Below are 24,948 nucleotides of genomic sequence, written 5' to 3' on the forward strand. Positions count from 1 at the left end.
TATCATCGCACCTAATTCACACAAAAACTCCTCCCTGGCAGCATAATTGCCAGAGAGGAGTTTTTTTAGTTTAAATCAAGTTTATTGCTCTTAGAAGTCTCAGCATAATAGCTGCTGCTTGGGCACGTGTTGCCGTTTCACTCGGCGCAATCGCCGTTTCACCTGTCGTTACATCCACGGTTCCATTAATCAGTCCATGTTCTATGCACCAAGCAAGGTCACTTCTATCATTTGCCCGTACTTTGTCTGCATCTACGAACTTACTTAATCCTGTCAGATCGGCATCTGTAAGACTGCCATCCTTCAAATATTGGGCCGCGGCAACCGTTGCTCTTGCCATTTCAGCTCTTGTAATCGGTGCATTCGGCTTCAGGCTATTTCCTTCAATCCATTTAAGAAGCCCCGCCTTACGGGCAATTGCCATATTAGAAAAGTACCAATCACTTCTCCGGACATCTTCATACGAATCTTGAACATCCGTAGTTATAGGCAATCCCAACGCATGAATCAGCATAGTCATGTACTCGGCTCTAGTAATTTGTGCATCTGGATTAAATCTTCCTTGACCCACTCCGCTTACTAGCAATCGCGAGCTTGCTTCTTCTATTGATGCTTTAGCCCAATGCTCCAACGTTACATCCTTATAGGCCGCGTGATACTCTACCACCCCATATTTACTATGGCTTGCCGTTTTGATTTGCATATAGGACTTTCCATCTATTTCTACGTACTTGGCCGTTCGTATACCTGCCGTCTTCTCCCCGTTTTCTCCATCGCTTATCGATATCGCTGCTGCTACTTTATCTTTGAATGATGGACTTACCTCAATAAGTATAGTCCTTTGGCTATCGAAAGCTTTGACATCCATAATCTGACCATTGGGCGCTTCGAGTCTTAGATGAACATTATACATACCGGACACGAGATTGAAGCTATCCAAGCCTGAATCCATACCAAGTGCATGTTCAAGGACCTTTTCATCCTCAGGGGTTAACTTGGAAGCTTCTACCTGAACATTAACCTTTAATTGCTCCTTAGTTGTTTGGTTATTTTGAAGAAAATTATCGATACCTGCAACCTTACTTGTTACATTGGCAGCTAACTCATAAATAAATCCTTTTAAACGGATTAAAATTTTCGCCCCATCGCTTACTTGCTGCGACTCTTTAAGTTCACTGATGTTAAACGTCAATGACACCCGTTCTTTATCCTCAGCATGTATCGTGATCGTAGCTGCCGCAGAATCGATATCATACCTGGCTACCGAGCCATCATCTGCAAGCACATTCAGAACTCCCCCGCCTTCTGCAATTCCAGATGGTGCAGTTGAATGATGAGAGCTTGAATTATTGCGATAAGGAATTTTAGCGCTGTCGAAAGCCGTTATAGCAGCCGTTAGTTCTACTTCCGCCTTATCCACTTCCTGCTGCGCTGCTTCCGTATGGCTTACTGTTGTTTTAGCATTTGTTACTGCCTGCTTCAAAGTATCCACTGCGCTTTGCGGATATTGGCCTGCTTGCGATCCGACTACAGCTGCGCCTAATTTGCCTTCAGCTTCGACAATCGTGGCTTTCAATGCGTCTTTATTTGCTTTTGATTCATTAGGCTGATCCGTTACTTTCTCGCTGTCAAATTGGGCTACCGCTCCTGCCAATTCGATTACAGCTTGATCCACTTCTTGCTGTGCTGCGTTTATATTGCTTACTACTGCTTTCGCAATCGTTACTGCCTTATTCAGATTGTCTACCGCATTTTGCAGGTATTGGCCTGCTTGCGATCCGACTACAGCCGCGCCTAATTTGCCTTCAGCTTCGGCAATTCTCGCTTTCAATGCATCTTTGTTTGCTTCTCCAACCTCTATCGGTTTTCTTGTTATGTTTATCCTTTTGCTTCCAACCGTTCCCCATGCATCTTGAGCTGTTGCAACGACCGTCACTTCACCTTCCTTATCTCCTGAGGAAAGCACTCCTTCAGTTGTTATGGAGGCATTGGTGCCGTTCTTATTGATAACGGACCAGGTTACTGCTTTATTAACTGCATTATCAGGCGTTATAACCGCTGAGAAGGCTAACCTGCTTCCTACTTCCAGAGAGTTTTCACCATTTTGAGATTTCACTTCTATCGCCCCAACAAAAGCCGGTTGATTCGTAACCGTAATATCAAGAGGACCGTCAAAGTTTCCGTCTTCTGAAATGGCGTGAACTCTTGCCGTTCCATTCGCGACAGCGGTCACAAGGCCTGTATTGGAAATCTTGGCTACTTTGGTAGAGCTACCGTCAGTATTAAGAATTTTCCATGTAAGCTTCTTGTTTGTGGCATTAGCCGGAGAGACCGTAGCAATAAGCTGTAAGGTGCCGCCTGCCACGTCGATACTGTTCTTATCATTGGTTCCTCTGGTACTCACTTCTGTTACAGGAACATATTGATTGGATATCGTGACATACATTTCTGCCTTAATCGAAGGATTGGCCGCCGATTGTGCGATGACCTTGATCCTTCCATCTTTGACAGCAGTTAAGAGACCCGTATTTGAAATCATCGCTCTTCCCGTTTCTTCTTCCAAGCTCCAGATCAAGCTGTAATCAATACCCGGTAAATGATTCGGGATCAAACCGCCTTTGATTTGAAGCGTACCTTTATCGGTTGTAATCGATGCGGCACCGTCCTCTCCCCATATTCTAATCCCGTCAATTTGAGTTGGATTTACTTTGACAGTTAGAGGAATCGCCATCACATTTGTTCTCGGTACGACAACCCGGATATCATCATAATAGAAGTTGCCTGCAGAGCTGTTCCATAAATTCATTAGAGAAACGGCTCTGAAACTGGAAGAATTAAAAGTACCTGCAGGCTGATCATCAATAAACATGTTAACCGTCGGGCCTGTATAATCCCACTTTAATTCATGCCAGCCAACGCTGCGTGGAACATTGGACACGGACCAATTTGTAGTTTGGAATCTCGTAGCAAAATTAGAAGCAGAACCAAGTGAACCATCGTAGAATAAGCCCAGCCCCATAATTTTGCTATTATCTTTAAGAGCTCCAACACTTCCGACTGCCCGGTTCGCCTTGGTCGTTCCATCGTCATAAATCCACATCGAAGCTATGGCCTTCATGTCGGTAGAGAACGCCTTACTCATAACACTTTTGACTGCATTAATACGTTTCAAGCTGTATGCACCGGAATGGGCTTGCTCTGTAGAAGATTGCACGGAAACCGCATAGTCTGTTCCGCTATCCATAACAAAGTCACCTAGCGTACCGTTCTCAAATCCTTCCGAATACACTACATCTTCGTACGAAACATTTGCCGATACATGCACTTCCGTAGTGCTGCCTAAATCCCCTGTAACGGTCATCACACCATCTGAATCGATGGACACATTCGGATTGTCCGAGCTGTAGGTGACGCTGTTCAATTTCGGCTCGTTTAGCTCGGTTACTGTCTTCTTAAGTTCTCTAGTGCTCCCATCGCTCATCACGTTAGCAACTTTCAAATTAATCTTGCTGTTGGTTGCATCCAGGTAAGGATAGTTCGCTTCGACTTTCATATCGCTAGTTGTCGTAATAGGTGACTTAACCGTAATTTTGGCAATTGCGGTAAGCCGAGGATCTGCTGTACTCTTTACCGTAATATTCGCTGTTCCTAAAGCTACAGCTTTAACAGCCCCATTGGAATCAACTGTCGCCACAGATGGCTTATCGCTTTCCCATGCCAGTGATTTATTCCATGCTGCAGCAGGCTCAATTATCGTACTAAGAAGTGCTGCTTCCCCTACAAGCAATGACACATTGGCCTGGTTAAGCGCAACTGACGTCGGTAATACTTCTGTAAATATTTCTGTAGGAGCATCATGATTGTATTGATGAATCCCGATATCACTTGTGCTTCCAATAGAATTACCGAACATATCCTTGGTGACTTCTGTAAAAGTAGCCGGTACGTCGACCTTCCAGCCAGCGCCAATCGCAGGTGAGGTTCCTAAAATTTTATAAGCGTCCAGCTTCGTTACATCAAATTTATTTTTAGCTGTGATCACATTTTTAGGGATTTCTCCGGGTCTTGCCAGCTGAGGATTCACATACAAGTTATTGGCAACCTCTACACTTCCTGCAATCCCGCCAGTCGTCAGGATGTTCGGGTAGAAAATATTATTCTTAATATACCCTTGTGTCAGATCCACATTAGCAAACCTTTTCACTTTCCCCAGCGTCATCATGATGTTGTTGGCAAACTTGATATAAGGTGTGCTGTTATTAAATACGGTTGTAGTTATATCTTTCCCTGTAAAAATCGTATTGTTGTAAATCCAGGGCGCTTTAGTATAGGAGGACGGATGGTAGAAGAACAGCTCAGCCCCATTGCCGTCGTTCACACTAAGATTATAACGAAACACGGATTGCCCCGTACCCATGAATAAGATGATACCGCCTCTGTTTTCATGACTGTAGTTGTATTGGTAAACAATATTGTCACTATACAGGTCGACATCCCACGCCTCTCCATCATTGTACCCGTATATGCCACCAAAGGTTTCATTATATTGGAAAAGCGTATCCTTACTGCCATAAACCCAGTTTGCTGCATAGTTCAAGGAGCCGACATTCGTGTTGGCATAACGCAAAATCGTATTATATTCGACGATACCATTGTAGACATCTTTATCGCCATTGTCAGCAACGTTGCTAATGACCATTCCATCGCCTTGTACATCTTGAATATAGTTGTTCTTAAAAACTATATTGTTCATAACCTGTGGCGCTCCACCGTTCGGGGAACCGCTTGGAGCCATTCCGCCATTTCGAATCCCTTCTATTGCGACATTGACCACTTTATTTCCTTCAACTAATACGTCGGAATAATTGCCCAATATTAGGATACCGCCTGTTAGTTTGAAAGCGGAGGGGTCTGAATTTACATCATGCACATAGCAGTCACGGATGACGATGTGCTTAAGCTGATTTTGCTCCCATTCGGTTACCGTAACTCCCTTTTCGTTCAGTGCGAGGATACCGGCTCTCATGTTTTTCGTAGCTGCATCGTAGTTGGTAACCTCCAGGTTGCTAATCTCCCAGAAGCTTTGGTTTCTAACCTCAACCGTTGCAGCATAATGTTGACCGGCGATGGTGCCTAACGGCATTGTCAAGTTGACTCCATCAGCCTCATCTGTTCCCATACCATTAAAGATAGGTCGTACTTCAGGATCGTTGCTTCCATATTTATCTACAAGAATAGGAAGTCCCTCTGCCCCGCTTCCATTCAATCTTAGCTGACCGTTCCAGATGTCGCCTGCTTTGAACAAAATTTTATCGCCGGGACTGAACGTGGCTGCATTTACTTTATCCAAGCTTTTCCATGTAGCCGCTTCACTTAAACCGTCATTCGCATCATTACCGGATGTAATGCTTATATAATAAGTATGATAAGTTTGTCCGGAAATAGTAATCACGCATTGTCCTGTAACGCCGCTTCCATCTTGTGCTGTTGCTTTTACCGTTACGGTTCCATTGGAAATGGCTCTTAACAGGCCTGTGCTGCTGATCGTTGCGCTTCCCGTACCATTTTCCACGGTCCAGACTACGTTTTTATTTGCTGCTTCAGCTGGAATACCAACGGCCTCCATTTGAAGAGTACCGGCTAATGCAGTTATTGCTGTGGCACCTCCTACGCCTACTACGCTTACAGCTGTAAGCTTTACAGCAAATGTGAGAGACAATGTATTGCTTTTTACATTACTCCCGTCCTTCGCTGTCGCCTGGATTTGAACGATACCGCTTTTTAGAGGCGTCACTACACCTGTATTCGATACAGCTGCGACATCCGCACCTTGTATAACAGACCATGTAACAGCCTGGTCTCCCGCATCTGCCGGCAATGCCGCTGCGTTCAGCTGAACAGGATCCAAAGTTCCGAAGCTTGTCGCTCCCGATGGCGCTTGTATGGATAATTCAGTAACTTTGACGGATTGTCCTGAGATGGTTACCACAAGGCTATTGGATACAGCCGGTTTGACAGCTGACGTGGCCGTCACCTTTACGGTACCGTTTCTAAGTGCCGACAGTACTCCATTGGAAGATATAGAAGCTTTGTTGGTCGGAGTGCCGTCTTGATTTTCCACTTTCCATGTAACCTTAGAAGATGCGCTCGAGGGTAATACAGCTGCTGTCATTTGAAGACTGCCTGCATCTGCTGTAATAGCGCTTGCTCCTCCTTGTCCAGATACCGTTAGACTATCAATATCGCCCGTACCCGCTGTAACGGGTATCGATAACACAGCCGATGTACTTGTCCCAAGCTTTGTTGCTTTTATGTCGTCATAATAAGTACTACTGTTATCGGGTTTCCAATTTCCAACTAAAGCTATGTATTGATACTGGGCCTCCGCTCTCGTAGCTGCTACTTGGATACCATCAATATACATGGTGGCGCCTGTACCTGAGGTGAGATCCCATTTGAACTCATGCCAAGCCGGCGTCGCTCCGCGAGCTACCGAAGTTGCGGTAAACGACGAGGTCATAATTCTTGAGACGAATTGGGTGCCTGATCCTGTGCTTCCATCCCAATGCTCTCCAAGGAGCAAGCCATTGGAAATGTCCACCCCATTGGTAGCGGCATTAAGCTTTGTACCGACAAAAATATTATTTCGGGAATTTCCCGCAGGTGTACCGTTATAGACCCAGGCCGTAACCGTGCCTTTCATAGGTGCGCCCATATCGGCTCTCAAGGTGTTATTCGTGGTCCCGCTGTTATTCCGGTTTGCGCTGAACGAACCGCTATGTGCAGGGACTCCTGTTTTAGCGACAACCGAAGTCGTGGACGTATTGGTAGCACCTGGGTCATGTGTAAAGCTCCCTAGCGTACCTCCTTCAAAGCCTTCAAAATAAACAACGTCTAAATAATTGACACTGGCCCTAACATCTACAGGAACTTGTCCCGACGAGCCGTCATAGGTCAAAACGCCCGTCGCATCATCAATCCTTACCCCAGCAATTGTTGATGAATAATGAACGCTGTTAAGCTGCGGATCTGTTGAGCTGGACGCTGTATTTTTCTTAAGCTCTTTGTCAGGTCCGCTGCTCATCTTGGCCATTACTTTTAAGTGTACTTGCTGATCGTACGCAGAAATCTCCGTCTTATCAGCAGCAACATAGGTACTTACCACCGTCGGTATAGTCGGAGTAACGACTCCTGCGTGAGCGAATTTCCTCTCATTTGGAAAATAGACCATATTCACAGCCATGAGTAAAGCAATTCCCAAGGACACTGCACGTTTAAGCTTTTTACCCAGTTTAATTATAATCAACCCCTTCGCAATTATTATGAAACGCTTACATTGTTGCCTGATTCGTCCAGTCGCATTAATCATAATAACCGAAGCTGCATAGAAAGAATGTGCACGATGTTTACTATATCGTGCACAATTTTTACTCAATCCGTATGTTTACCTATAATCCTTTGGACTGACACCGACATACTTTTTGAATACCTTGGAGAAATAGGTTCGCTCCATATAACCAAGCTTGAATGCAATCATTTCGGTACTCTCCATACTTTCTTTAAGCAGCTTGCAGGCAATGTTCATTTTGTAGCGATGTACATAATCCGTAAAATTCATGCCTGTCTCCAACTTAAATGACCTGGAAAAGTAACTTGGATTCAAAAACAAGGTTTCTGCCATATCGACAAGGGTAATATTCTCGGACAAGTGCTCCGAGATGTACCGGTCAATTTGCTTTAGCTTCATATTTTTCTCTGAACTGGACGGGCCGCTAATCATGATTTCTTGAATTCTCGATTTCATCAGTTCAACAGCCGCATCCCATCGTCCGCATTGCTGCAAACAGCGGTGAAACGAGTCTTCTCCCTTTAGATCACGCTCGAACTCCATCACTCTAATCCATTGTGAGCATTTTCCCAGCAACTCGACAGGGTCCAACTGCTGATGCTTAGCCTTCTCCTTGATCTCCTCCAAAGCGGTTGTGATCCCTCTATCCTCACTGTTCTTAAATGCCTGTACGAGACGCGCCCAAAGCTCTTCTAGCGTCACCGTGATCTCATGGTTCCATAGCTTCAGACCGGATGACGGCAGTACGCCAAAAGAAATGTCACTGTAAAAAGCTTCACGGTTACCCTGCTTTAAGCTGCGCAGCTCCTTCGCAATATTAGATATCCCTTTAATAGGCAAAGAATAGTGCACATGAATATCAATCCGCAGAAAGCTGTATATTTTCTCCCGAAGAGAGCCGAGAAAGCTCGAGAAGCACTCCACTATATTGCAGCTCAAATTCGGTTGATAATTAAGTATGCACAAGAAATAGGACTCCTGGTCCGTCAAGATCGTTATCGCCAAGTTATCATTTTGCATTTCCTCTGCAATATTCGAAATCGCATACAACAATATAGGCTCATCCTTATACCGGTATCGTTTGGGAAAGGAGGCATAATTTAAATTACCTATAGCTAACATAAAATGAGAATGCTTCCACTCAATTCCGAGCCGTTTACCTGAGGCAAGTAAATCGTCATGTCTATCCTCTAGTGTTAATTGCTTCAAAAACTGTCGTTTTAACACATCCTTATTCATGAAAATTTCCTGCTTGTAAGATATTTCCGCGAGCTGATTCTGAACAGACTTTAGATCTTGAACCGATTTCCGCAAGCTCTCTTCCAGCTGCTCAGCCGTTATCTCGTCTTTAATAAGGTAATCATCGGCGGCAAGCTGAACTGCTTTTCTCGCATAATGAAATTCCTGGTGACATGTCAAAAACAGGATTCGAACTTCAGGCTTGATCTTTTGCAGCTCAGCAGCAAGCTCCAGCCCATCCATTAGTGGCATGCCAATATCCGTAATTACGATATCGGGATTGGTCTCCCGGAACAGCTGAAGCGCCCGCTTGCCTGAATGAGCTACTGCCGCGATTTCCACTTGCAAATTACCCCAATCAATAAGCTTTGACAAATATTTGATCATCGGCACATCGTCATCCACCAGCATTACTTTGTACATCGCCCGCTACTCCTTTGAATTGCCTTATTTGAAGTAATTGCATGGTTCCCGCTTAGGATAATATCGGAATACGAACACAAACCGTTGTTCCTCCATCATCATTGGCAAGTAAATGCATGGCCGCATCAGTGCCAAACGTCAGCCGCATCCGCTGCAGCACGTTTAGAAGCCCAATTCGTTTATACGACGCTTGATCCTCTGTACTTCCGCCTTTCAGCAATAAGTTCAGTTCTTCCCGTTCGTTCAACGGAATGCCTCCCCCATTATCGGAAATCAGAATTTCCACTTGATTGGAAATTTGATGTGCAACAATGTTGATACTTGGATTACTGTTGGTATTCTCCGCAAAACCATGAACGAATACATTCTCCACAATAGGCTGCAGCAGCAGTTTCGGGATTTCAAGCTCTGCGCATTCCGGTGCTACACGTATATCTAAATTCAACGAAAGATCACTTCTCATCTTCATGATTTCTACATAATCACCAAGCAGTTTGCACTCACTTCGCAGGGACAATGGCTCAGCCATCTTCATGTAAGCACGCAGCAGACTCATAAGCGATTCAATTAACCTGGTGTGAACCTGGTCGTCGGACAAGCTCAAGTTGCATTTAATAGAATTGAGCGTATTTAACAAAAAATGCGGTCGAATCTGTGCATACAAAGCTTGAAGCTCCAATACTCTCTTCTGCTCCTGCTCCTGTTCAATGTCGATAATCAGCTTATCGATTTGCTCGACCATTCCATTTAGCGTTTTTCCCAGTTCAGCAATCTCGTCCTTACCGTCCTCCGGAAAAGTGATGGTGCGGTTGCCTTTGCCAAATTGCTTGATACTGCGCTGCAGCCGCAAAATCGGATAATGCAGCCGCTTCGCTACCACTATCGAGATGATAGAAAATAACAGAAAAAAGGGAAGCATCAGCAAAAGTGACAGGTAGAAGGTTTTTGATAGCTCCCCTGTCAACTCCGATTCGGGCGTCTCATAGACGAGCTTCCATCCGGCTTTCTTGATCAATACTTCATTGCGGATATTCCTGTTCGCCTCTGAAGTTCGCTCATATGGAATATTAACAGCTCCGGCAATTCGCTGCCCCCCCGCATCAAACAAAGCGAGATGCTCCGTTGACACCTGCTGAAACAATTTCTTGAAGTAAACCTCCGGCAAGCCGATAAAAAGTGTCGCAAGCAGCTTGTTGTCAACCGGATCGCGGATCACACGAGACAAATAGTAGGTCTTATCACTTCCGGATTGCACCATTCCGAGCCATTGAATCTGTTTGGGTTCACTCTCATCCACACGAGACTTGACACTTTCCCACTGTTTCATAACTTGCTCCGGTGTCGGATACATATCATACGCTTGTACGATAAAGCCCGCATCGTTGACCAAGTACATGAAGATCTCATTGTTCATCGTTTTTGCTGCGACAAGGCTGAAAAAATCTTTAATCAGCTTATACTGCTCCAAATGGCTGCCATTTTCAATACGTTCTACATTTGAAAATATACGAAGCGTATTCCTAACACTCACATCCTGAACAAAGAAATGGGACGCAAAGGTCAGATCATCCATCATTTTTGAAATATCTTTGGACATAACCGCCAATATGTTGTCATTACTGAGCATCAGCTTTTCCTTCACTTGACGATTCGTCGTTGAGTAGTTAAGAAAGGCAACCATGATCGTGGGCAGCAAAATAAGCACCAAAAACGAAATTTGGATGCGTCGGTAATAAGTAAATCGAAACAGATGCCTCATGTAACTGTCTCTTCTCCTTCGTCGTTTGCAAGTATTGGTGATATCTTCCTACCCATATTATTATAATGGCTCTCGAATCGCCATGACCAAGAAATGGAAGATATACCTTGCCAGATTAATGGACGGTTATGCGCAAAGAGGACGCTAAATCAGCGTCCTCTTAACGATTCGTTTTATTTGCGTTACTTTGTATTTTGCTTAATGAGTTTGTCACCTTCAGCCATCATCCATTTTTGGGCATCCTCGGAGGACATATTATCCAACAGCACCTTGGATAGACCGCCTTCTAGAACCGCTTTTAGTTGACTTGCATAAGACACAGCAATATCCGATGAAACTGAAGTTCTAACACGCTTGTCATATAATGTGCTCGTAAGGGACGGCATATCTATCAAATCCTTCATATTTCCGAATAGTCGTTCAACAATAAGCTTTGAATCACTCTTTTTCCAACCGGACAATTCAATTCTAGCTTCTTGTTCAGTGGACATATAGCGGATAAACTTATACGCTTCTTCCTTATATTTTGAATTTGCTGCTACTGAAACATAATTCCCTCCGATATTTGTCAGTCCCGGCTCTGCATCCTTGGAAGAACGCGGTAGAGGAGCCACAACGGTTTTGAAAGTATGCGGATATTTAGCCGTATCGCCAATGTTTGGCAGTGCGAAGGTTGCTGTCATCAACATAGCCGCCTTGCCGGTCAGGAATTCATTGTTGTAATTAAGCTTCGCGCCGATAACATCCGCCAGCGGCTTAACCGACTTATCGTCCTTTTCCATCGTTTTACGGAGATTGAAGAAATATTTGAAAGAAGCATCATCAAACTGCGGTTTGAGATCAGCTGTCAAGAAAGGGTTTTTCTTATCCGTATAGGCAATTGGATTAGCGTACTCACCCCAAGAATGGAAGTACGCTCCAAAACGCTTATTGTTGTCGTCACCTTTGCTCAGCTTTTTCGCATAGTCGCGGAAATCGTCCCACGTCCAATCAAAAGACGGTACAGGTAGGTTAGCTTCTTTCAATGCTTCTGCATTCAACAATACCAGCCAGTTGCTGGAATTATTCATCAGCGCATAGCTTTTTCCTTTAAACTTCGGATTTATGTAATATTCTTCATCCGCATTAACATTATCCTTCTTGTAAAAATCGTCAAGCGGAGCCAGAACGCCTTGAGCTGCTCGTGCAACGGTTTCTTCGATGCTAGGGAACATGACTACATCGACCTGTTCTCCGGACGACATCGTTACGTCAAGCTTTTTCAAAGTCTCCACAGAATTGCCGGGTACGAGAGGAATAGACTCAACCTTAATAGTAGGATTTTTAGCTTGAAAATTTGCAATAATTTTTTGGGTCGCAGCCTCAGCTATGTCCGGATTCCAGTTATAAAACTTGAGCGTCACGTTTTGAGCGGGCTTGTCTGCTGATGCCTGAGATGATTTATCTCCACCAGCATTATCTGATTTTGAAGCGCATCCACCTAATACACTTACGGCAACCAGAGCACTGCTTAATAATACGGCACTTGTTTTTTTCATATTTTTTCCCCCTAGAAATGATTGTTTATAATTGCATGTTACAATAGCTGCATTCCAAATGATGTGCAATATTTTGTGGCGTTTGTGCATTTTATCGACCTCGATCGCATCTAGCCCTTCACACCGCCCAGCGTAATACCCTTAATAACCTGCTTCTGCAAAATAATGAAAACAACTAGCAATGGGACAATCGCCGCTAGTGATGCCATCATTAGAACCGCGTAATTGTCGGCGTAATCGTTTTTGAACATCTGAATGCCGAGCGGAATAGGAAATAATTTCTGCTGGATCAGGAAAATAAGCGGTCCTTGATAATCATTCCAAGACCAGATGAATTTGATAATGCCAACGGTAGCCAAAATCGGCTTGCACAGAGGTACCATGATGCCTGCATAAATTCGCCAATACCCTGCTCCGTCGATCTTCGCTGCTTCTATATACTCACTATGGATACCTGCCATAAATTGGCGCAGAAGGAATGTAAAATACATGGAAAACATGCCCATCAGGATCAAGCCCTCATGAGTATTATAGAGATGAAGCCATTTCAATAACAGGTACCTTGGAACAAGTGTTGATTCAGATGGAATGATCATTAACGCTAACAACAGCCCGAACACATAATCTCTTCCCTTGTATTGCAGCTTCGTAAATGCGAAGGCCGCCATGGATGAAAAAATTAATGTGAATACGGTCATAATAACAGCTAGCTTCAGCGAATTCCAATAAAACAGAGAGAACGAAACTTTACTGAACCACACTTGCTTGAAATTAGCGATAGCATTCCATCGCTCAGGGATCCATTGAATAGGGTAAGTAAGAACATCTGCCTCATATTTCATGGCTGCTGAAACCATCCACAGCAATGGAATTAAAAATAATAATGAAAAAATAGCTAGCACAATCGTTGTCAGCCATTTAGAAACATCGAATTTTGTAGTGAGCAACTATGTCACCTCCTGATTAAAATCACTTCTTGCTATTTTGCAATTTCCATGTCAATAAAGTCACGATCCCTACAATCAGGAATAATACCCATGATATTGCCGATGCATACCCCATTCGGAAATTACGAAAGCCTTCTTCATAAATCCGATACACAAGGACTGTAGATGAATCATTCGGACCGCCTCCCGTTAAAAAGGAGATCAAATCGAACACTTTGAACGACGACATAAGGGTCGTAATAAATAAAAACGATAGTGTAGGAGCCAGAAGAGGCAGCGTTATACGGAAAAATTGCTGCAGGGAATTGGCTCCATCAATACTGGCCGCCTCGTAAAGCTCATCGGGAATGTTAGTCAGACCGGCGATAAAAATAATCATTTGGTACCCAATTGCTGCCCAAATCGCAATAATAATGATGGCTACCAATGAATAGTGAGTATCCGCAAGCCACTTTGGAGGTTCCGAAATCCCAAGGCTAATCAGAAATCTGTTGACCGGTCCTGAAGACGGATGATACAACGCGCTCCACACTGTCCCAAGGGCTATGATGGAGGAAATATAAGGAATAAAGAAGACAACTTTAAAAAAGCTTTGACCGTATACACGGGAATGGACAAGCACGGACAACACCAATGCAAGAAATAACCCTACCGGCACAACAAAAATCGTATACGTGAAGTTGTTTTTCAAAGCCATGAAAAACTTCTCGTCTTCCAGCAGCATTTTAAAATTATCCAATCCTACGAAATTAATAGTCGATAGCCCACCTACCAAATTCCAATCGCAAAAGCTTAAATAAAGAGAAAATAGAATCGGGAACAACCCCAGCAGAAGTAGTCCGATCAATTCCGGGGCTGTAAAAAGCCATCCTGCCAATGCTTCTTTTCTAGCTGTGTTCCAATATTTTTTTCGTAATGCGGCAGGCCTGGACGCCGCTTCCACTTTGGCCATACTTTTAGTCACCTCAACGATAGATTTATTAGTATTACTATAACGTGTTCTCGGAATCTACACCCGCACACGATTTTTACTAATGTGTGCACTATTTTTACCTGCGTACTCTTGGAATTGATGTTTAAAACCAAAAAAGCGTTTATACCTGCGGTCTTTACCGTCAGATATAAACGCTTTTCATTTTTACTGTTGTTTCAGCAATTCGATTGTTTTACCGAAATGTCCGCCAGTTTCCTGTAGCGCTTGAGCCGCTTCTTGCTGGCTAATGTTAAACTTCAGCATAAGGATGGCCACCCGAGCATCCCCTTTGGCAGAGTTCACAAAGGCTTTAGCAGTCTCCTCATCGCTATGCGTCGCATCCTGCACAATCCGGACTACACGATCCTTCAGCTTGGCATTCGTCGCTTGAACATTTACCATTAAATTTCCATATACCTTGCCAAGCTGGATCATCGCTCCCGTGGTGATCATATTTAATACCATTTTCGTCGCTGTTCCAGCCTTAAGCCGTGTCGATCCTGTAATAATTTCAGGCCCGACAGGAACCTCTATCGGATATTGAGACGCAGCGCTCATCGGGGCATTTGCGTTGCAGCTTAGACTCACCGTCAGAGCGCCTATGCGGGCGGCTTCCTGAAGCGCACCTATCACATATGGCGTCCGTCCGCTCGCGGCAATACCGATCACGGCATCACGAGAGGTTACTTGAGCGGAAGCCTCCAATTTACCGGCTTCGGCATTATCCTCTGCGTTCTCAATAGCTTGAGTCATAGCTTTCTCACCACCGGCAATAATGCCAATGACAAGCTCTGGGCTCACCCCGAAGGTAGGAGGACATTCGGATGCATCCAGAATTCCCAATCTTCCGCTAGTACCTGCCCCAAAGTAGAATAATCTGCCGCCTTGCTCCATAATTGGGACAATTGCTTCAATGGCCGAACCTATTTGAGGCAGCGCCCTGCTTACGGAATGAGCCACTGACTGGTCCTCTTCATTCATTATTTCAACAATTTCACGAACGCTCAGTTGATCTAATTGGCGGGAACGCTCATTGGTTTGTTCCGTTGTCATTTGCTTTGTGAGCTGTATCATCGTGCTTTTCCCCTTTGTCATTGCATTGTTGTTGAATGGTATTTATCATCTCAGGCGTAATAAGCAATCCTGCCTGTTTAACAGCAAAGTAATAGCTCCCGATTACAGGAGGGACGTTCAAACAACGGATGTCAAGCGATAATGCACGTATCTGAGGCCATTCAGTGAATGCCTCCAGGAAATACGGCTCCTGAAATACGCCTCCGCTCAAAATAAGCGGAGTTTTATCAGTTCCATGCTTCAGCTTGCAATGAGTCGCAGCTGCAAGTGCTGCCAGCTCACGAACCGCTTCAGACACAATAAACTCTGCTGCAGCGTCTCCTTCCTTAGCCGCTTCAAATACTGCCGGCGACAAGGAAGCTACCTTCGCTCTCATATTATCTGCTTCATAAATAGCCGTAATGAGTTTATCCGGGCTGGCAAGCGAGAGTCTTGCCAATATCTTGTCCGTCAACAAAGTAGGGGCCGTTCTTCCGTCATAGGCTTTCATTACGGCTTGCAGACCTCTTTTACCAAGGTCGAAGCCGCTCCCCTCATCTCCAAACACATATCCCCATCCGCCCACACGGATATATTCATCCGTAGCCGGGTCGAAGCCGCAGCAGATAGATCCTGTGCCTGAGATTAACACCATCCCTCTCTCGCCAAACGTTCCCGCAGCAAGCGCTGTGATAGCGTCATTGTACACAGTGATCACAGCTTGCTGGGGCAGTTCTGCTGCCAGGTGCTCTACAATGCGAGCCTTATCTTCGGGTCTGTCGCTTCCTGCCAAACCAAGAACGATGCCTGCCACCTGCTCCCGTGAAGATCCGGACAACTCCAAGCCACGGCGAATCAACCCGGAGAGCTCGGTTTTCACTTCGTCCCATGGCCTCGACTTTAAATTGCTGGAGCCTCCGTAGCTAAGGGAAAGTACATGTCCTTCTTCATCTCCAACCAAGAGAGCTGTCTTTGTTCCACCGCCGTCAACGGCAAGGAAACGTCTACTGCTCTTTCCTGTCATATCGAATCCTTCCCTTCTGCGCTCGTACGCCCGGAAGCCTCCGAATCCAGACAATTGAACAATTCACTAAGGTCGCTAATCACATATTCGGGAATGTAGCTTTCCGGTAAAGGAGCTCCCTCCAATTCCGGATTTTCCTGAACGGCCAGCTTTTCCAGCAAAACAAGTAGGCCTTCACTTTGTGTCCGTTCCTTTGGAGTCAAAGCAAGCAGCTCCTCTTGCATACGACGATTGATAAGCACCGCTGTTACCCCTATTCTATTTGCTATGGTAACATCGTGATCCAGACGGTCTCCTACGTGCGCGACAATTTCTCCGCCTTGCAGCAAGCCGTCTACCATACGTACATCCGGCTTAGCAAAGCCGACCCGCTCCGGAGTAACAATCTCATCCAGCCATTCGGTTAGCCCGAGCGCTTTCATAACCGGGTATTGATATTTATAATACCCGTTCGTTACAGCAGCAACTGAATACCCTTCTTCTTTTAACCGCTTTAAAGCTGGAAGAACCGTATCGTCAAGCAAATATATTTTGGGTCGAACCGAATGCTTAAGCACCAGCTCTTCGATATTAAACTCTCTGTTCAAGCCCAGCTCTTGTGACAGCCTCTTAACAATTGCATCCCAGTCGTAGGCCGCTACAATGTCTCCACTCACCAGCAAGCTTTCGTGCCTGGCTAGCAGCTGTTTCTTGGCTTCATAAGGAGCGTTCAACTCCCCAGCCAGGATGCCTTCAATCTCTGGAAAAATCCAGGAACCAAAAGGATTTTGCATAAGCGTTCCATCCAAATCAAATGTAACCCACCGCTTCATGATTTCACCGCCCCTGCTGTTAATCCTTCAATAAATTGTCGTGATGCAATCAGAAACGCAATAATCATTGGCAAGGAGGATAAGGTAAGACCGCTGAACAATAAATTCCATTCCGTGTCATACTCACCGAACAAATTCAACATCCCAAGAGGAATAGTCCCCTTTTCTGTCGATTTAATAAAAACCAATGGATAGAAGAAGTCATTCCATACATGAATCAAGTCCGTAATCGCTACGGTAGCCATAGCAGGACGCATAAGCGGAAGCACTATTTTGTAATACACCTGAAAATCATTGCATCCATCAATTCGAGCGCTTTGATCCAGATCCTTGGGCAGCGTCCCGAAGAAACCGAAGAATAGAAAGACTGCAAACGATATATGGCCAGCTATATAAACAATGATCAATCCTATGAGTGAGTCAAGTAAATTCAACTTCATCAACTGCATATACAAGGGCGAAATAGCCAGCTTCATCGGAAGCATCAAACCAAGCATGAAGAAGAATAAGACGGCTCCGTTCCATCGGAACGTATATCTGGCAAGATAAAACGCGGCCATCGAGGAAATGATCAAAATAATAATTACCGATACGCCACTGACAAACACACTGTTAACGAAATATTCATCAAAATGTACCTTATTCCAAACTTCAATAAAATTGACAAAAGAAAAACTGTGAGGAAGGCCGAGCGGCGAAGTAGTAATCTCTTTCTTCGTTTTAAAGGAAGACATAATCATTAAAAATATAGGGTACAATGATATGAATGAGAAAAGGGTCATAACGGCATATTTGGATAATTGTTGTAGCCGGTGTTCCATACACATCCTCCATTACTTACGGAATCCTGTTGATTCGTCTAATTGTGCGAGTTAATAAAACCAGTTCCAGCTCTAGTAGTCGACCGCTTTCTTCTTGAAGAAGAACATGGATATGGCGGTTGCGGCAGAAATAAGGGCAAGCAAAACTACAGCAAGCGCAGAACCGAGTCCGATGGAATCTCCCCCGCCTACAGTGCCAAACATCAAACGATAAAAATAAAGCGCTAACACATCCGTTGAATAATACGGTCCACCAGATGTACCCTGCATGGCATATATCATCTCAAACGATTCAAAGGATGAAATGAAGGTTAGAATCGTCATGATCATTATAGACGGCATCGAAAGAGGAATCGTAATTTTGAATAACAGCGTCAATCCGGCTGCTCTGTCTATTCTGGCTGCTTCATAAATTTCAGTGGAAATGGACTGAAGTCCAACTAGAAAGATAAGTACCGCAAATCCGAAACCATACCAGCTGTCTACCATAATAACCGTAAGAAATGCCGTCTTCGGATCTCCCAGCCATGGCTTGGCCAGCTCCGCCAGCCCAATTGCCTTCAAAAACGTATTCAAAGCTCCGTAGGAAGGGTTCAGAATCAAGCTGAACAAGAAACCTACCACAATAACCGATAACAGCTTGGGAAGAAAAAAGACCGTTTTGAAAAACTCTTTACCCTTTAACTTGCTGTTAATAATCAAAGCCAGCATATAAGCTACCATCAACTTAGCCGGTACAGTAACCAGGAAGAAAATAATATTATGCCCGAATGCATTATAAAATGTTTCTGCGTGGGGCGACTCGGTAAACAAGCGGATAAAATTGTTAAACCATATGAAATCTCCGCGTTTTAATCCTGTCCAGGCAAACATACTGTTCAAAAGCGCTGAAGCGATAGGGTAAACCATAAATCCGACGTAAAAAAGAAGCGACGGAAGCAGGAATAAATGTACAAGATGCTTGGTGTAATTACGTTTTCGTTTCCTTTCAACACCTGTCACTGCTAACTGCGGCCCTTCATTCAAGCCAGTTCGCCTCCTTCGTAAATAAGGTTCCTTACACGGGTCTAGCCTCGGTGAAATTCATTCCGGTTATTTCCAGATTAATTAGCTGCGAGTTACAGATCAGATCGGAAGCGCTGGAGAACAATCCAGCGCTTGCCTGAACCTGTTACGGCTGAGCTTTAAACCATTTACCGCTTGAGGTTTGCACGGCTTCCGCTACCTGCTCGGGAGTCAGCCTGCCAAGATACATACCTTGCAGCGAATCCTCAAATGTAACCTTGGTTGGTGGAGTTCCCAGATTGAAGTTGGTCAGGATCAAATAAGGAGTTGAATTTTTACTGCTGATAGATGCCATCTTTTTCAACAAAGGATGGGTCGGCTCTACTCCAGTAATAGGACTTACACGAGTCAGCTTTTCACTGAACATTTGTCCGAATGTTTTGGATGCGATAAACTCCATGAACTTCAAGGATTGCTCTTGATACTTGGAATCTTTGGCTACAGCATACGAACCGTCGACCCAAGTAACGATATTAGGCTGATCCCCTTTTTTCGCAACAAATCCGGTGAAAAAGTCAACAGGGAAATCCAATTTATTCGCCTCGAAGGTTTCTAAACGATGGCTTCCATTAATATACATGGCAGCTTGACCGTTATAAAACAACGTCTGAGCATCCTTATCATCTATCGCGATAAAATCTTTAGGGAAGTAAGGCTCAAGCTTCTTCATCCGGCTAATTGACTCGACAAAGCCTGGATCCTTGAAATTGCTTTTGCCTTTCAGCAGTGAATCCACGAAGGCATTACCGCCATACGCGCTTTCCCCTATTACAGAATGAGTCATGGAGAGCAAGTAAGCCGCTTTACCGGATTGGGCGATCGGTACTATATTTTTGCTTTTTAATTTTTCACATACTGCCAAAAATTCCTCGAACGTTTCAGGTGTTTTCAAACCCTGCTCATCAAACATCTTCTTATTATAGAAGATAACCGCATTGTTGAGCATGAACGGTATGCCGTACACCTTATTATCACTGCCCTTTGCCGCAGCCAAATAGGAATCAGGAATTTGATCGACACCTTTGACCTTGTCCAGAGCTGTTAAATACTTCCCATCCGCCAAAGTTGTCGCAACATCATAGGGACGCAGTTGAAGGATATCTACCCCAGAGCCCGATACAAGCGTGTTGTTTAGAATGGTGTTGTACTCCGTTGATTTAAATGGCTTGAATTCCACTTTAATATCAGGGTTCTGCTTCTGGAATTCGCCGATTAACGCCTCGTACCCGGCTTTATCCTCAGGTCTCCAGCTGTACATCGTCAGTTTAACCGGATCACCGCCTTGTTTAACCGAAGCTTCGCCCGCCGGCTTCTTGCCGGATTGTGACGGAGTTGTTGCGCTTCCGCCGCACGCGGTTGCTAATATACTCGTCATTAGTAAAAGGGTAGTACCAAATAATAATTTGCTTTTCTTCATTCTTGACCCCTCCAGATAATAGTTATTTATATGAAACCAATAGGTGATTCCAAAAAAGTTAAGTATTTTTGCTGACTGCCTTGCGGGTTTTTTCCAAGGATTTCACGTGACGCTCATGGTCTTTTCGGGCGATACCTACGTACAAAATATCAATGACATTCAGTTGAGCAATTCTCGATGCCATAGCTCCGCTTCGAATGCTGTTCTCCAGTGAGCTCGTGAATAGATTAATTTCAGCGGCGCTTGCAACCGGATTGCTGCCAAAACGCGTGAGTGACAAGGTGACGGCACCGTTTTCCCTAGCAAGCTCAAGAGAATGAATCACATCTTTCGTCTGCCCGGAATAGGAGATCCCAAAAGCAACATCGCGCTCGTCCATATTAACTGCAAGTGTCGCCTGCTCATCCAAACCAAGACCTGTTTCGCACCAATAATTGATCCTCGTAAGCTTCTGCTTCAAATCCATAGCAATTACCGCAGAAGCTCCAACGCCGAAGATAACGATTTTCTTCGCCTTGCTCATGACATCTATAGCCTTCTCCAGACTTTCATTAGAAAGAACTGTCAAAGTGTCCTGTATCGACCTCATGTTATTGTGTGAGATTGAAGCAATTAATTCAGATATAGGTCCATCGATCTGGATCTCTTGATACGAATCCAACTCATCCGTATTTTTGGACATATCGGCGGCAATACGCAGCTTCAACTCTTGAAACCCTTTAAAGTTGAGTGAGCGGCAGAGACGAATTAAGGTAGCCTCGCTAACACCAGCCAATACCGCTACTCTTTGTACCGAACTATTAACTACTTCCTCTGGATTCTCTAATATGTATTTCGCTGCCTTCTGTTCTGTCGGCTTCAAGCTGGAAATTGCCGCTTTCAAACTAATTAAGCCGCCCTTCAACATGGATATCACTTCCTTTTCCAAAGAGAGTACTGCTTTAAGCCATTTACGTTCCTTATTATAATACTTTATTTCATTTTGTAAATGATTTTATGAAATTTTATTTCACGCATGTGTTATATTTCATTACATTTAATTCGTTAACCGGTCTTGGTATAAGCAGTGATAAGGAGATCTATGCAGAATGTACACACAGATCCACGAAGATAATTAACCATTGGTCATCAGAAAAAGAAAAATCGCGCAAGATCCTGCAATCGGCTGGATCTTGCGCGATCTTTCTCTTTTTATACTCAGCTTACCCTTTTATTCCAGTCGTAGCAATCCCTTCAATAAAGTAGCGCTGCCCGATAAGAAAGACTACTACAGCAGGCATTACCATGATCGTAGTCCCGGCCATCAATAAATTCATAGGTGTGTTATTAGCTCCGCGAAGCGTGGATAAGCCTAATGAAACTGTATATTTATTGCTATCATTCAGATAAACCAACTGCCCGAGAAAGTCATTCCACACCCCAACAAATGTAAAAAGCAGAACCACAACGATAGCCGGTTTAATGAGAGGAATAATAATTTTAAAATAAATGGCGAAATAGCCCGCTCCATCAATAACAGCTGACTCGTCCAGTTCTTTGGGAATCGTCATTAAAAATTGTCTGAGCAGAAAAATATTAAAAGCGCCTCCACCAAAAAAAGCAGGAATAATTAAAGGCCAATATGAATTCGTTAGTTGCAATTTGGACCAACCGATGTAAGTTGGAACTAGAGTTACGATACTCGGCAGCAGAATGGTCATAATGATAAGCGTAAACCAGAAATCCTTAAGCGGAAATTCCAGCCTGGCAAACCCATATGCGGTCAAGCTGCTTGTTAAGGCAACACCAATCATAACGGGTACGATGATCATCAGTGTATTGATAAAATATTGGGCAAAATTAATTCTTTCCATAACCTCTGTGTAATTTTCCAGACCAAATGTATGAGGAATCCAGATCGGAGGAAATTCCAAAATTTCTACCAAGCTCAGAAACGAGGATCGAACGATCCAATACATAGGAAAAAACACAATAATCGCCAAGAGTGTCAAGAAAAAATAAGTGACAATTCGGCCTCTCAAACGATAAGTCATTATTTCTTCCCTCCCTCGTAATGCACCCAGCCTGAAGAGGATTTAAACAGCAAATAAGTAAAAAACGATACAATGATGAATAGTACCCATGCCAATGCACTGGCATACCCCATGCTTTGCCGCTGGAATGCTTCACGGTAAATGTAAAAGGCATAAAACAGCGTAGAATTTTCGGGACCTCCTTGAGTCATCGAGTAAGCTTGAGTGAACGCTGTGATCGAATTGACAAACCCAAGGATTACATTATAAAAAATAATGGGCGTCATGAGTGGAATCGTCACAGACGTAAGCTTATGCCACCAACCCCCACCATCGATTTCCACTGCCTCAAGTAAATGCTTGGGGACATCCTGCAAGCCGGCCAGGAAAATTACAATAACGTTACCCGATCCCCACACCGCAATAATGACCATAGATAATACCGATGTATCCGGACTGTTAACCCACATTTGCTTCTCAATACCAACAAAGCTCAATAGATGATTAATAATGCCGAAATCCGGATTGTACAGCCACAGCCAAATAATACTTGTAGCCAGCACCGGAATAATGGAGGGTAAATAAAAGACAGCGCGGAAGAAGGCTCTTCCTGTTATATCCTGATTCAAGAACAGTGCAACAAGCAAGCAAAAAACAATTGAAGCAAACACACAGCCGATGGAATACAAAGCCGTTGCTTTAAGCGAATCATAAAAAAACAAATCCTCGGTAAAAATGGCCTTATAATTGGCTAATCCGATCCATTGCATAGGCTTTAATATCGTCCAGTCAGTAAAACTTATATACAAGCTGTACAGCAAAGGTCCTATTGTAAAAATTAGCACCCCTAGAATGGCCGGTAATATGCAAATGTAACCGACTAACACCTGCTGTCTCTTATGGCTTCGATAACTGGCTGACTTTATTGTAGACATATCGGTTGTTGCCTCCTTCATACCCTTTACTAAAGTGTACAGAGGCCACCCGCGCACCCGCAAGGATCGGCCTCTATACACGAACGAATTCCAGGCTAATGCCTACCAAAGCAATGCTTATTAATTGGCTTTCCCGCTTTCAAAGATCGGCTTGATTTTGGGCATCATTTCGGTAATGGCATCCTTTGCTGTTTTCGTTCCTAACCAGACAGGATCGAGTCCCGGATTGAGTATGTCCCCGATTCTGCTGTAGGTCGGCAAGAAGAACCATGGTGTTGGATAAGTCGCTTTAAGAGCGTAATCGATAACGGCTGTTTTATATTCAGGAGGATGAACAGGCGATTGCGTCCATCTCTTGATTTTGTCCGCATCCGTATACCAGCTCGCTTCAGCCGGCATCCATACGCCGCTATCGATATTAGCCAAATTTTTCTCCGTATTCATTAACCACTTGTAAAGCTCAACGGTTTCTTTGACATATTTGGTGCTTTTATAGATGACGATAGGGGTTCCGGTATTGGTTGTTGCAGGCTTTTTGAAAATTGGCAGAACGCCAATGCCATTTTTCAAGCCCTTGCTTAGCTGAGGATTAATATTTACGAGTTCCCATTGTCCCGATGTCACCATCGCCACCTTTTTAGATAGCAGCAGTTGACCTACATCTCCGGGAAGCCCTGAAGATTGCGCTGCCGTTGGGGAAACATGCTCTACATTCGACAGATCGGCAATTTTCTGAATCGCCTCAATCGTCTCAGGCTTATCCAGGAGCAGCTGTTTACCGTCTTGACTTACTTCTCCTCCGCCATTGCTGATCGCAAATGGTGTCCAGAAGAAGTCTTGACCATGACTGACATTTATTCCGTATTGAACGATGTTTTTGACATCAAACCCGGCTTCGTTTGGATGCTTGCCGTTCTTATCCTTCGTCAATTTTCTAGCGACATCCAGCATCTGGTCCCATGTCCAAGCTTTCTCCGTCTCAGCCGGCGGATAAGGGAGCTGCGCCTCATCGAACATTGTTTTATTGTAATGCAGCAAAATAATTTCGTTAGCCACACTGTAGCCAAGCAGCTTGCCATCCGGCGAAACAAATTTGTTGCTCTCCAGCTTCGGAGTAACGGAACCATCCTTATAAAAGGATGACAGATCCATCAGAATACCGGATTCTGCGTATTTAAGTGCTTGAGCCTCCAGCATCGTGCTTATATCCGGCAGTGTATTCGAGGCAGCCATAGCGCTTAGCTTAGCGCCGAATTCACTTAATGCTACGTTCTGATAGTCTACTTTAATATTGGGATTCGCCTTCTCAAATTCGTTCAGGCTGATGCGAGTTGATTTGGCTTCTTCGTTGTTAGCCCAGTCGGTAAAGCGGATCGTCACCTTCTCTGTGCTTGCAGGAGTTTTGGTTTCTGCAGTTGGAGCCGCAGCGTTAGGTGCAGGCGCTGAAGATGGACTTGAGGTCGGATTGCAGCCCGCTACAACAGCCAGCGATAGAGTGGTGAAGGTGCATGCTTTCAAGAATCGTTTCATTGAACTCATAGTAACCCCTCCAAATGATATATGATGGTTTCGTAACATTTAA

Annotated in this window: 16 protein-coding genes; all 16 read right to left on the minus strand. The window is 44.2% G+C overall.

What is annotated here, in order from left to right; all coding sequences use genetic code 11:
- Nucleotides 1-70: 70 nt before the first annotated feature.
- On the minus strand, nt 71-7,243 hold the full coding sequence (locus NV381_RS17080) for an Ig-like domain-containing protein (protein WP_258214500.1): 7,173 nt from the start codon (nt 7,241-7,243) through the stop codon (nt 71-73).
- A gap of 201 nt (nt 7,244-7,444) precedes the next feature.
- Entirely contained in the window at nt 7,445-9,010 is a 1,566-nt protein-coding gene (locus NV381_RS17085; RefSeq protein WP_258214501.1) for a response regulator, read from the minus strand.
- A gap of 52 nt (nt 9,011-9,062) precedes the next feature.
- Nucleotides 9,063-10,769: a sensor histidine kinase gene (locus tag NV381_RS17090; RefSeq protein ID WP_258214502.1), complete on the minus strand. Its 1,707-nt coding sequence runs from the start codon at nt 10,767-10,769 to the stop codon at nt 9,063-9,065.
- 182 nt (nt 10,770-10,951) lie between these two features.
- A complete protein-coding gene (locus tag NV381_RS17095; protein WP_258214503.1) occupies nt 10,952-12,307 on the minus strand; it encodes an ABC transporter substrate-binding protein in 1,356 nt (451 codons plus the stop codon).
- Between the two features lie 110 nt (nt 12,308-12,417).
- Nucleotides 12,418-13,254, minus strand: coding sequence for a carbohydrate ABC transporter permease (locus NV381_RS17100; protein ID WP_258214504.1), 837 nt, complete (start codon nt 13,252-13,254; stop codon nt 12,418-12,420).
- A 22-nt stretch (nt 13,255-13,276) separates the two neighbouring features.
- Nucleotides 13,277-14,206, minus strand: a complete 930-nt coding sequence (locus tag NV381_RS17105) for a carbohydrate ABC transporter permease (protein WP_258214505.1) — start codon at nt 14,204-14,206, stop codon at nt 13,277-13,279.
- A 186-nt stretch (nt 14,207-14,392) separates the two neighbouring features.
- The gene (gene murQ / locus NV381_RS17110) at nt 14,393-15,301 is read right to left on the minus strand and encodes an N-acetylmuramic acid 6-phosphate etherase (RefSeq protein WP_258214506.1); all 909 of its coding nucleotides are present in this window, start codon (nt 15,299-15,301) and stop codon (nt 14,393-14,395) included.
- Entirely contained in the window at nt 15,258-16,304 is a 1,047-nt protein-coding gene (locus NV381_RS17115) for an N-acetylglucosamine kinase (protein WP_258214507.1), read from the minus strand. Before NV381_RS17115 ends, murQ begins: the two co-directional genes overlap by 44 nt.
- Nucleotides 16,301-17,116 (minus strand): HAD family hydrolase, encoded by an 816-nt coding sequence (locus tag NV381_RS17120; protein WP_258214508.1) that lies wholly within the window; start codon nt 17,114-17,116, stop codon nt 16,301-16,303. The genes NV381_RS17115 and NV381_RS17120 overlap by 4 nt, the downstream gene beginning before the upstream one ends.
- Nucleotides 17,113-17,937 carry a carbohydrate ABC transporter permease gene (locus NV381_RS17125; RefSeq protein ID WP_258214509.1) on the minus strand — a complete coding sequence of 275 codons (825 nt, stop codon included), beginning with the start codon at nt 17,935-17,937 and terminating at the stop codon, nt 17,113-17,115. Before NV381_RS17125 ends, NV381_RS17120 begins: the two co-directional genes overlap by 4 nt.
- Nucleotides 17,938-18,009: 72 nt before the next feature.
- Nucleotides 18,010-18,963: a carbohydrate ABC transporter permease gene (locus NV381_RS17130; RefSeq protein ID WP_258214510.1), complete on the minus strand. Its 954-nt coding sequence runs from the start codon at nt 18,961-18,963 to the stop codon at nt 18,010-18,012.
- A gap of 145 nt (nt 18,964-19,108) precedes the next feature.
- Nucleotides 19,109-20,419, minus strand: a complete 1,311-nt coding sequence (locus NV381_RS17135) for an ABC transporter substrate-binding protein (protein WP_258214511.1) — start codon at nt 20,417-20,419, stop codon at nt 19,109-19,111.
- Between the two features lie 58 nt (nt 20,420-20,477).
- Complete coding sequence (locus NV381_RS17140; RefSeq protein ID WP_258214652.1) at nt 20,478-21,326, minus strand: MurR/RpiR family transcriptional regulator; 849 nt, start codon at nt 21,324-21,326, stop codon at nt 20,478-20,480.
- Nucleotides 21,327-21,621: 295 nt separating this feature from the next.
- Entirely contained in the window at nt 21,622-22,452 is an 831-nt protein-coding gene (locus NV381_RS17145) for a carbohydrate ABC transporter permease (protein WP_258214512.1), read from the minus strand.
- Nucleotides 22,452-23,366, minus strand: a complete 915-nt coding sequence (locus tag NV381_RS17150) for a carbohydrate ABC transporter permease (protein WP_258214513.1) — start codon at nt 23,364-23,366, stop codon at nt 22,452-22,454. The genes NV381_RS17145 and NV381_RS17150 overlap by 1 nt, the downstream gene beginning before the upstream one ends.
- Nucleotides 23,367-23,486: 120 nt before the next feature.
- On the minus strand, nt 23,487-24,905 hold the full coding sequence (locus tag NV381_RS17155; RefSeq protein WP_258214514.1) for an ABC transporter substrate-binding protein: 1,419 nt from the start codon (nt 24,903-24,905) through the stop codon (nt 23,487-23,489).
- Between the last annotated feature and the right edge of the window lie 43 nt (nt 24,906-24,948).

The organism is Paenibacillus radicis (ex Xue et al. 2023) (assembly GCF_024722015.1).
GTDB lineage: Bacteria > Bacillota > Bacilli > Paenibacillales > NBRC-103111 > Paenibacillus_S.

Excerpts from the sequence above, each read along its gene's own strand:
- NV381_RS17080 (WP_258214500.1), bottom strand. The coding sequence starts at position 7,243 with ATGGCTGTGAATATGGTCTATTTTCCAAATGAGAGGAAATTCGCTCAC.
- NV381_RS17085 (WP_258214501.1), bottom strand. The coding sequence starts at position 9,010 with ATGTACAAAGTAATGCTGGTGGATGACGATGTGCCGATGATCAAATAT.
- NV381_RS17090 (WP_258214502.1), bottom strand. The coding sequence starts at position 10,769 with ATGAGGCATCTGTTTCGATTTACTTATTACCGACGCATCCAAATTTCG.
- NV381_RS17095 (WP_258214503.1), bottom strand. The coding sequence starts at position 12,307 with ATGAAAAAAACAAGTGCCGTATTATTAAGCAGTGCTCTGGTTGCCGTA.
- NV381_RS17105 (WP_258214505.1), bottom strand. The coding sequence starts at position 14,206 with ATGGCCAAAGTGGAAGCGGCGTCCAGGCCTGCCGCATTACGAAAAAAA.
- murQ (WP_258214506.1), bottom strand. The coding sequence starts at position 15,301 with ATGATACAGCTCACAAAGCAAATGACAACGGAACAAACCAATGAGCGT.
- NV381_RS17115 (WP_258214507.1), bottom strand. The coding sequence starts at position 16,304 with ATGACAGGAAAGAGCAGTAGACGTTTCCTTGCCGTTGACGGCGGTGGA.
- NV381_RS17120 (WP_258214508.1), bottom strand. The coding sequence starts at position 17,116 with ATGAAGCGGTGGGTTACATTTGATTTGGATGGAACGCTTATGCAAAAT.
- NV381_RS17125 (WP_258214509.1), bottom strand. The coding sequence starts at position 17,937 with ATGGAACACCGGCTACAACAATTATCCAAATATGCCGTTATGACCCTT.
- NV381_RS17135 (WP_258214511.1), bottom strand. The coding sequence starts at position 20,419 with ATGAAGAAAAGCAAATTATTATTTGGTACTACCCTTTTACTAATGACG.
- NV381_RS17140 (WP_258214652.1), bottom strand. The coding sequence starts at position 21,326 with ATGTTGAAGGGCGGCTTAATTAGTTTGAAAGCGGCAATTTCCAGCTTG.
- NV381_RS17145 (WP_258214512.1), bottom strand. The coding sequence starts at position 22,452 with ATGACTTATCGTTTGAGAGGCCGAATTGTCACTTATTTTTTCTTGACA.
- NV381_RS17150 (WP_258214513.1), bottom strand. The coding sequence starts at position 23,366 with ATGTCTACAATAAAGTCAGCCAGTTATCGAAGCCATAAGAGACAGCAG.
- NV381_RS17155 (WP_258214514.1), bottom strand. The coding sequence starts at position 24,905 with ATGAGTTCAATGAAACGATTCTTGAAAGCATGCACCTTCACCACTCTA.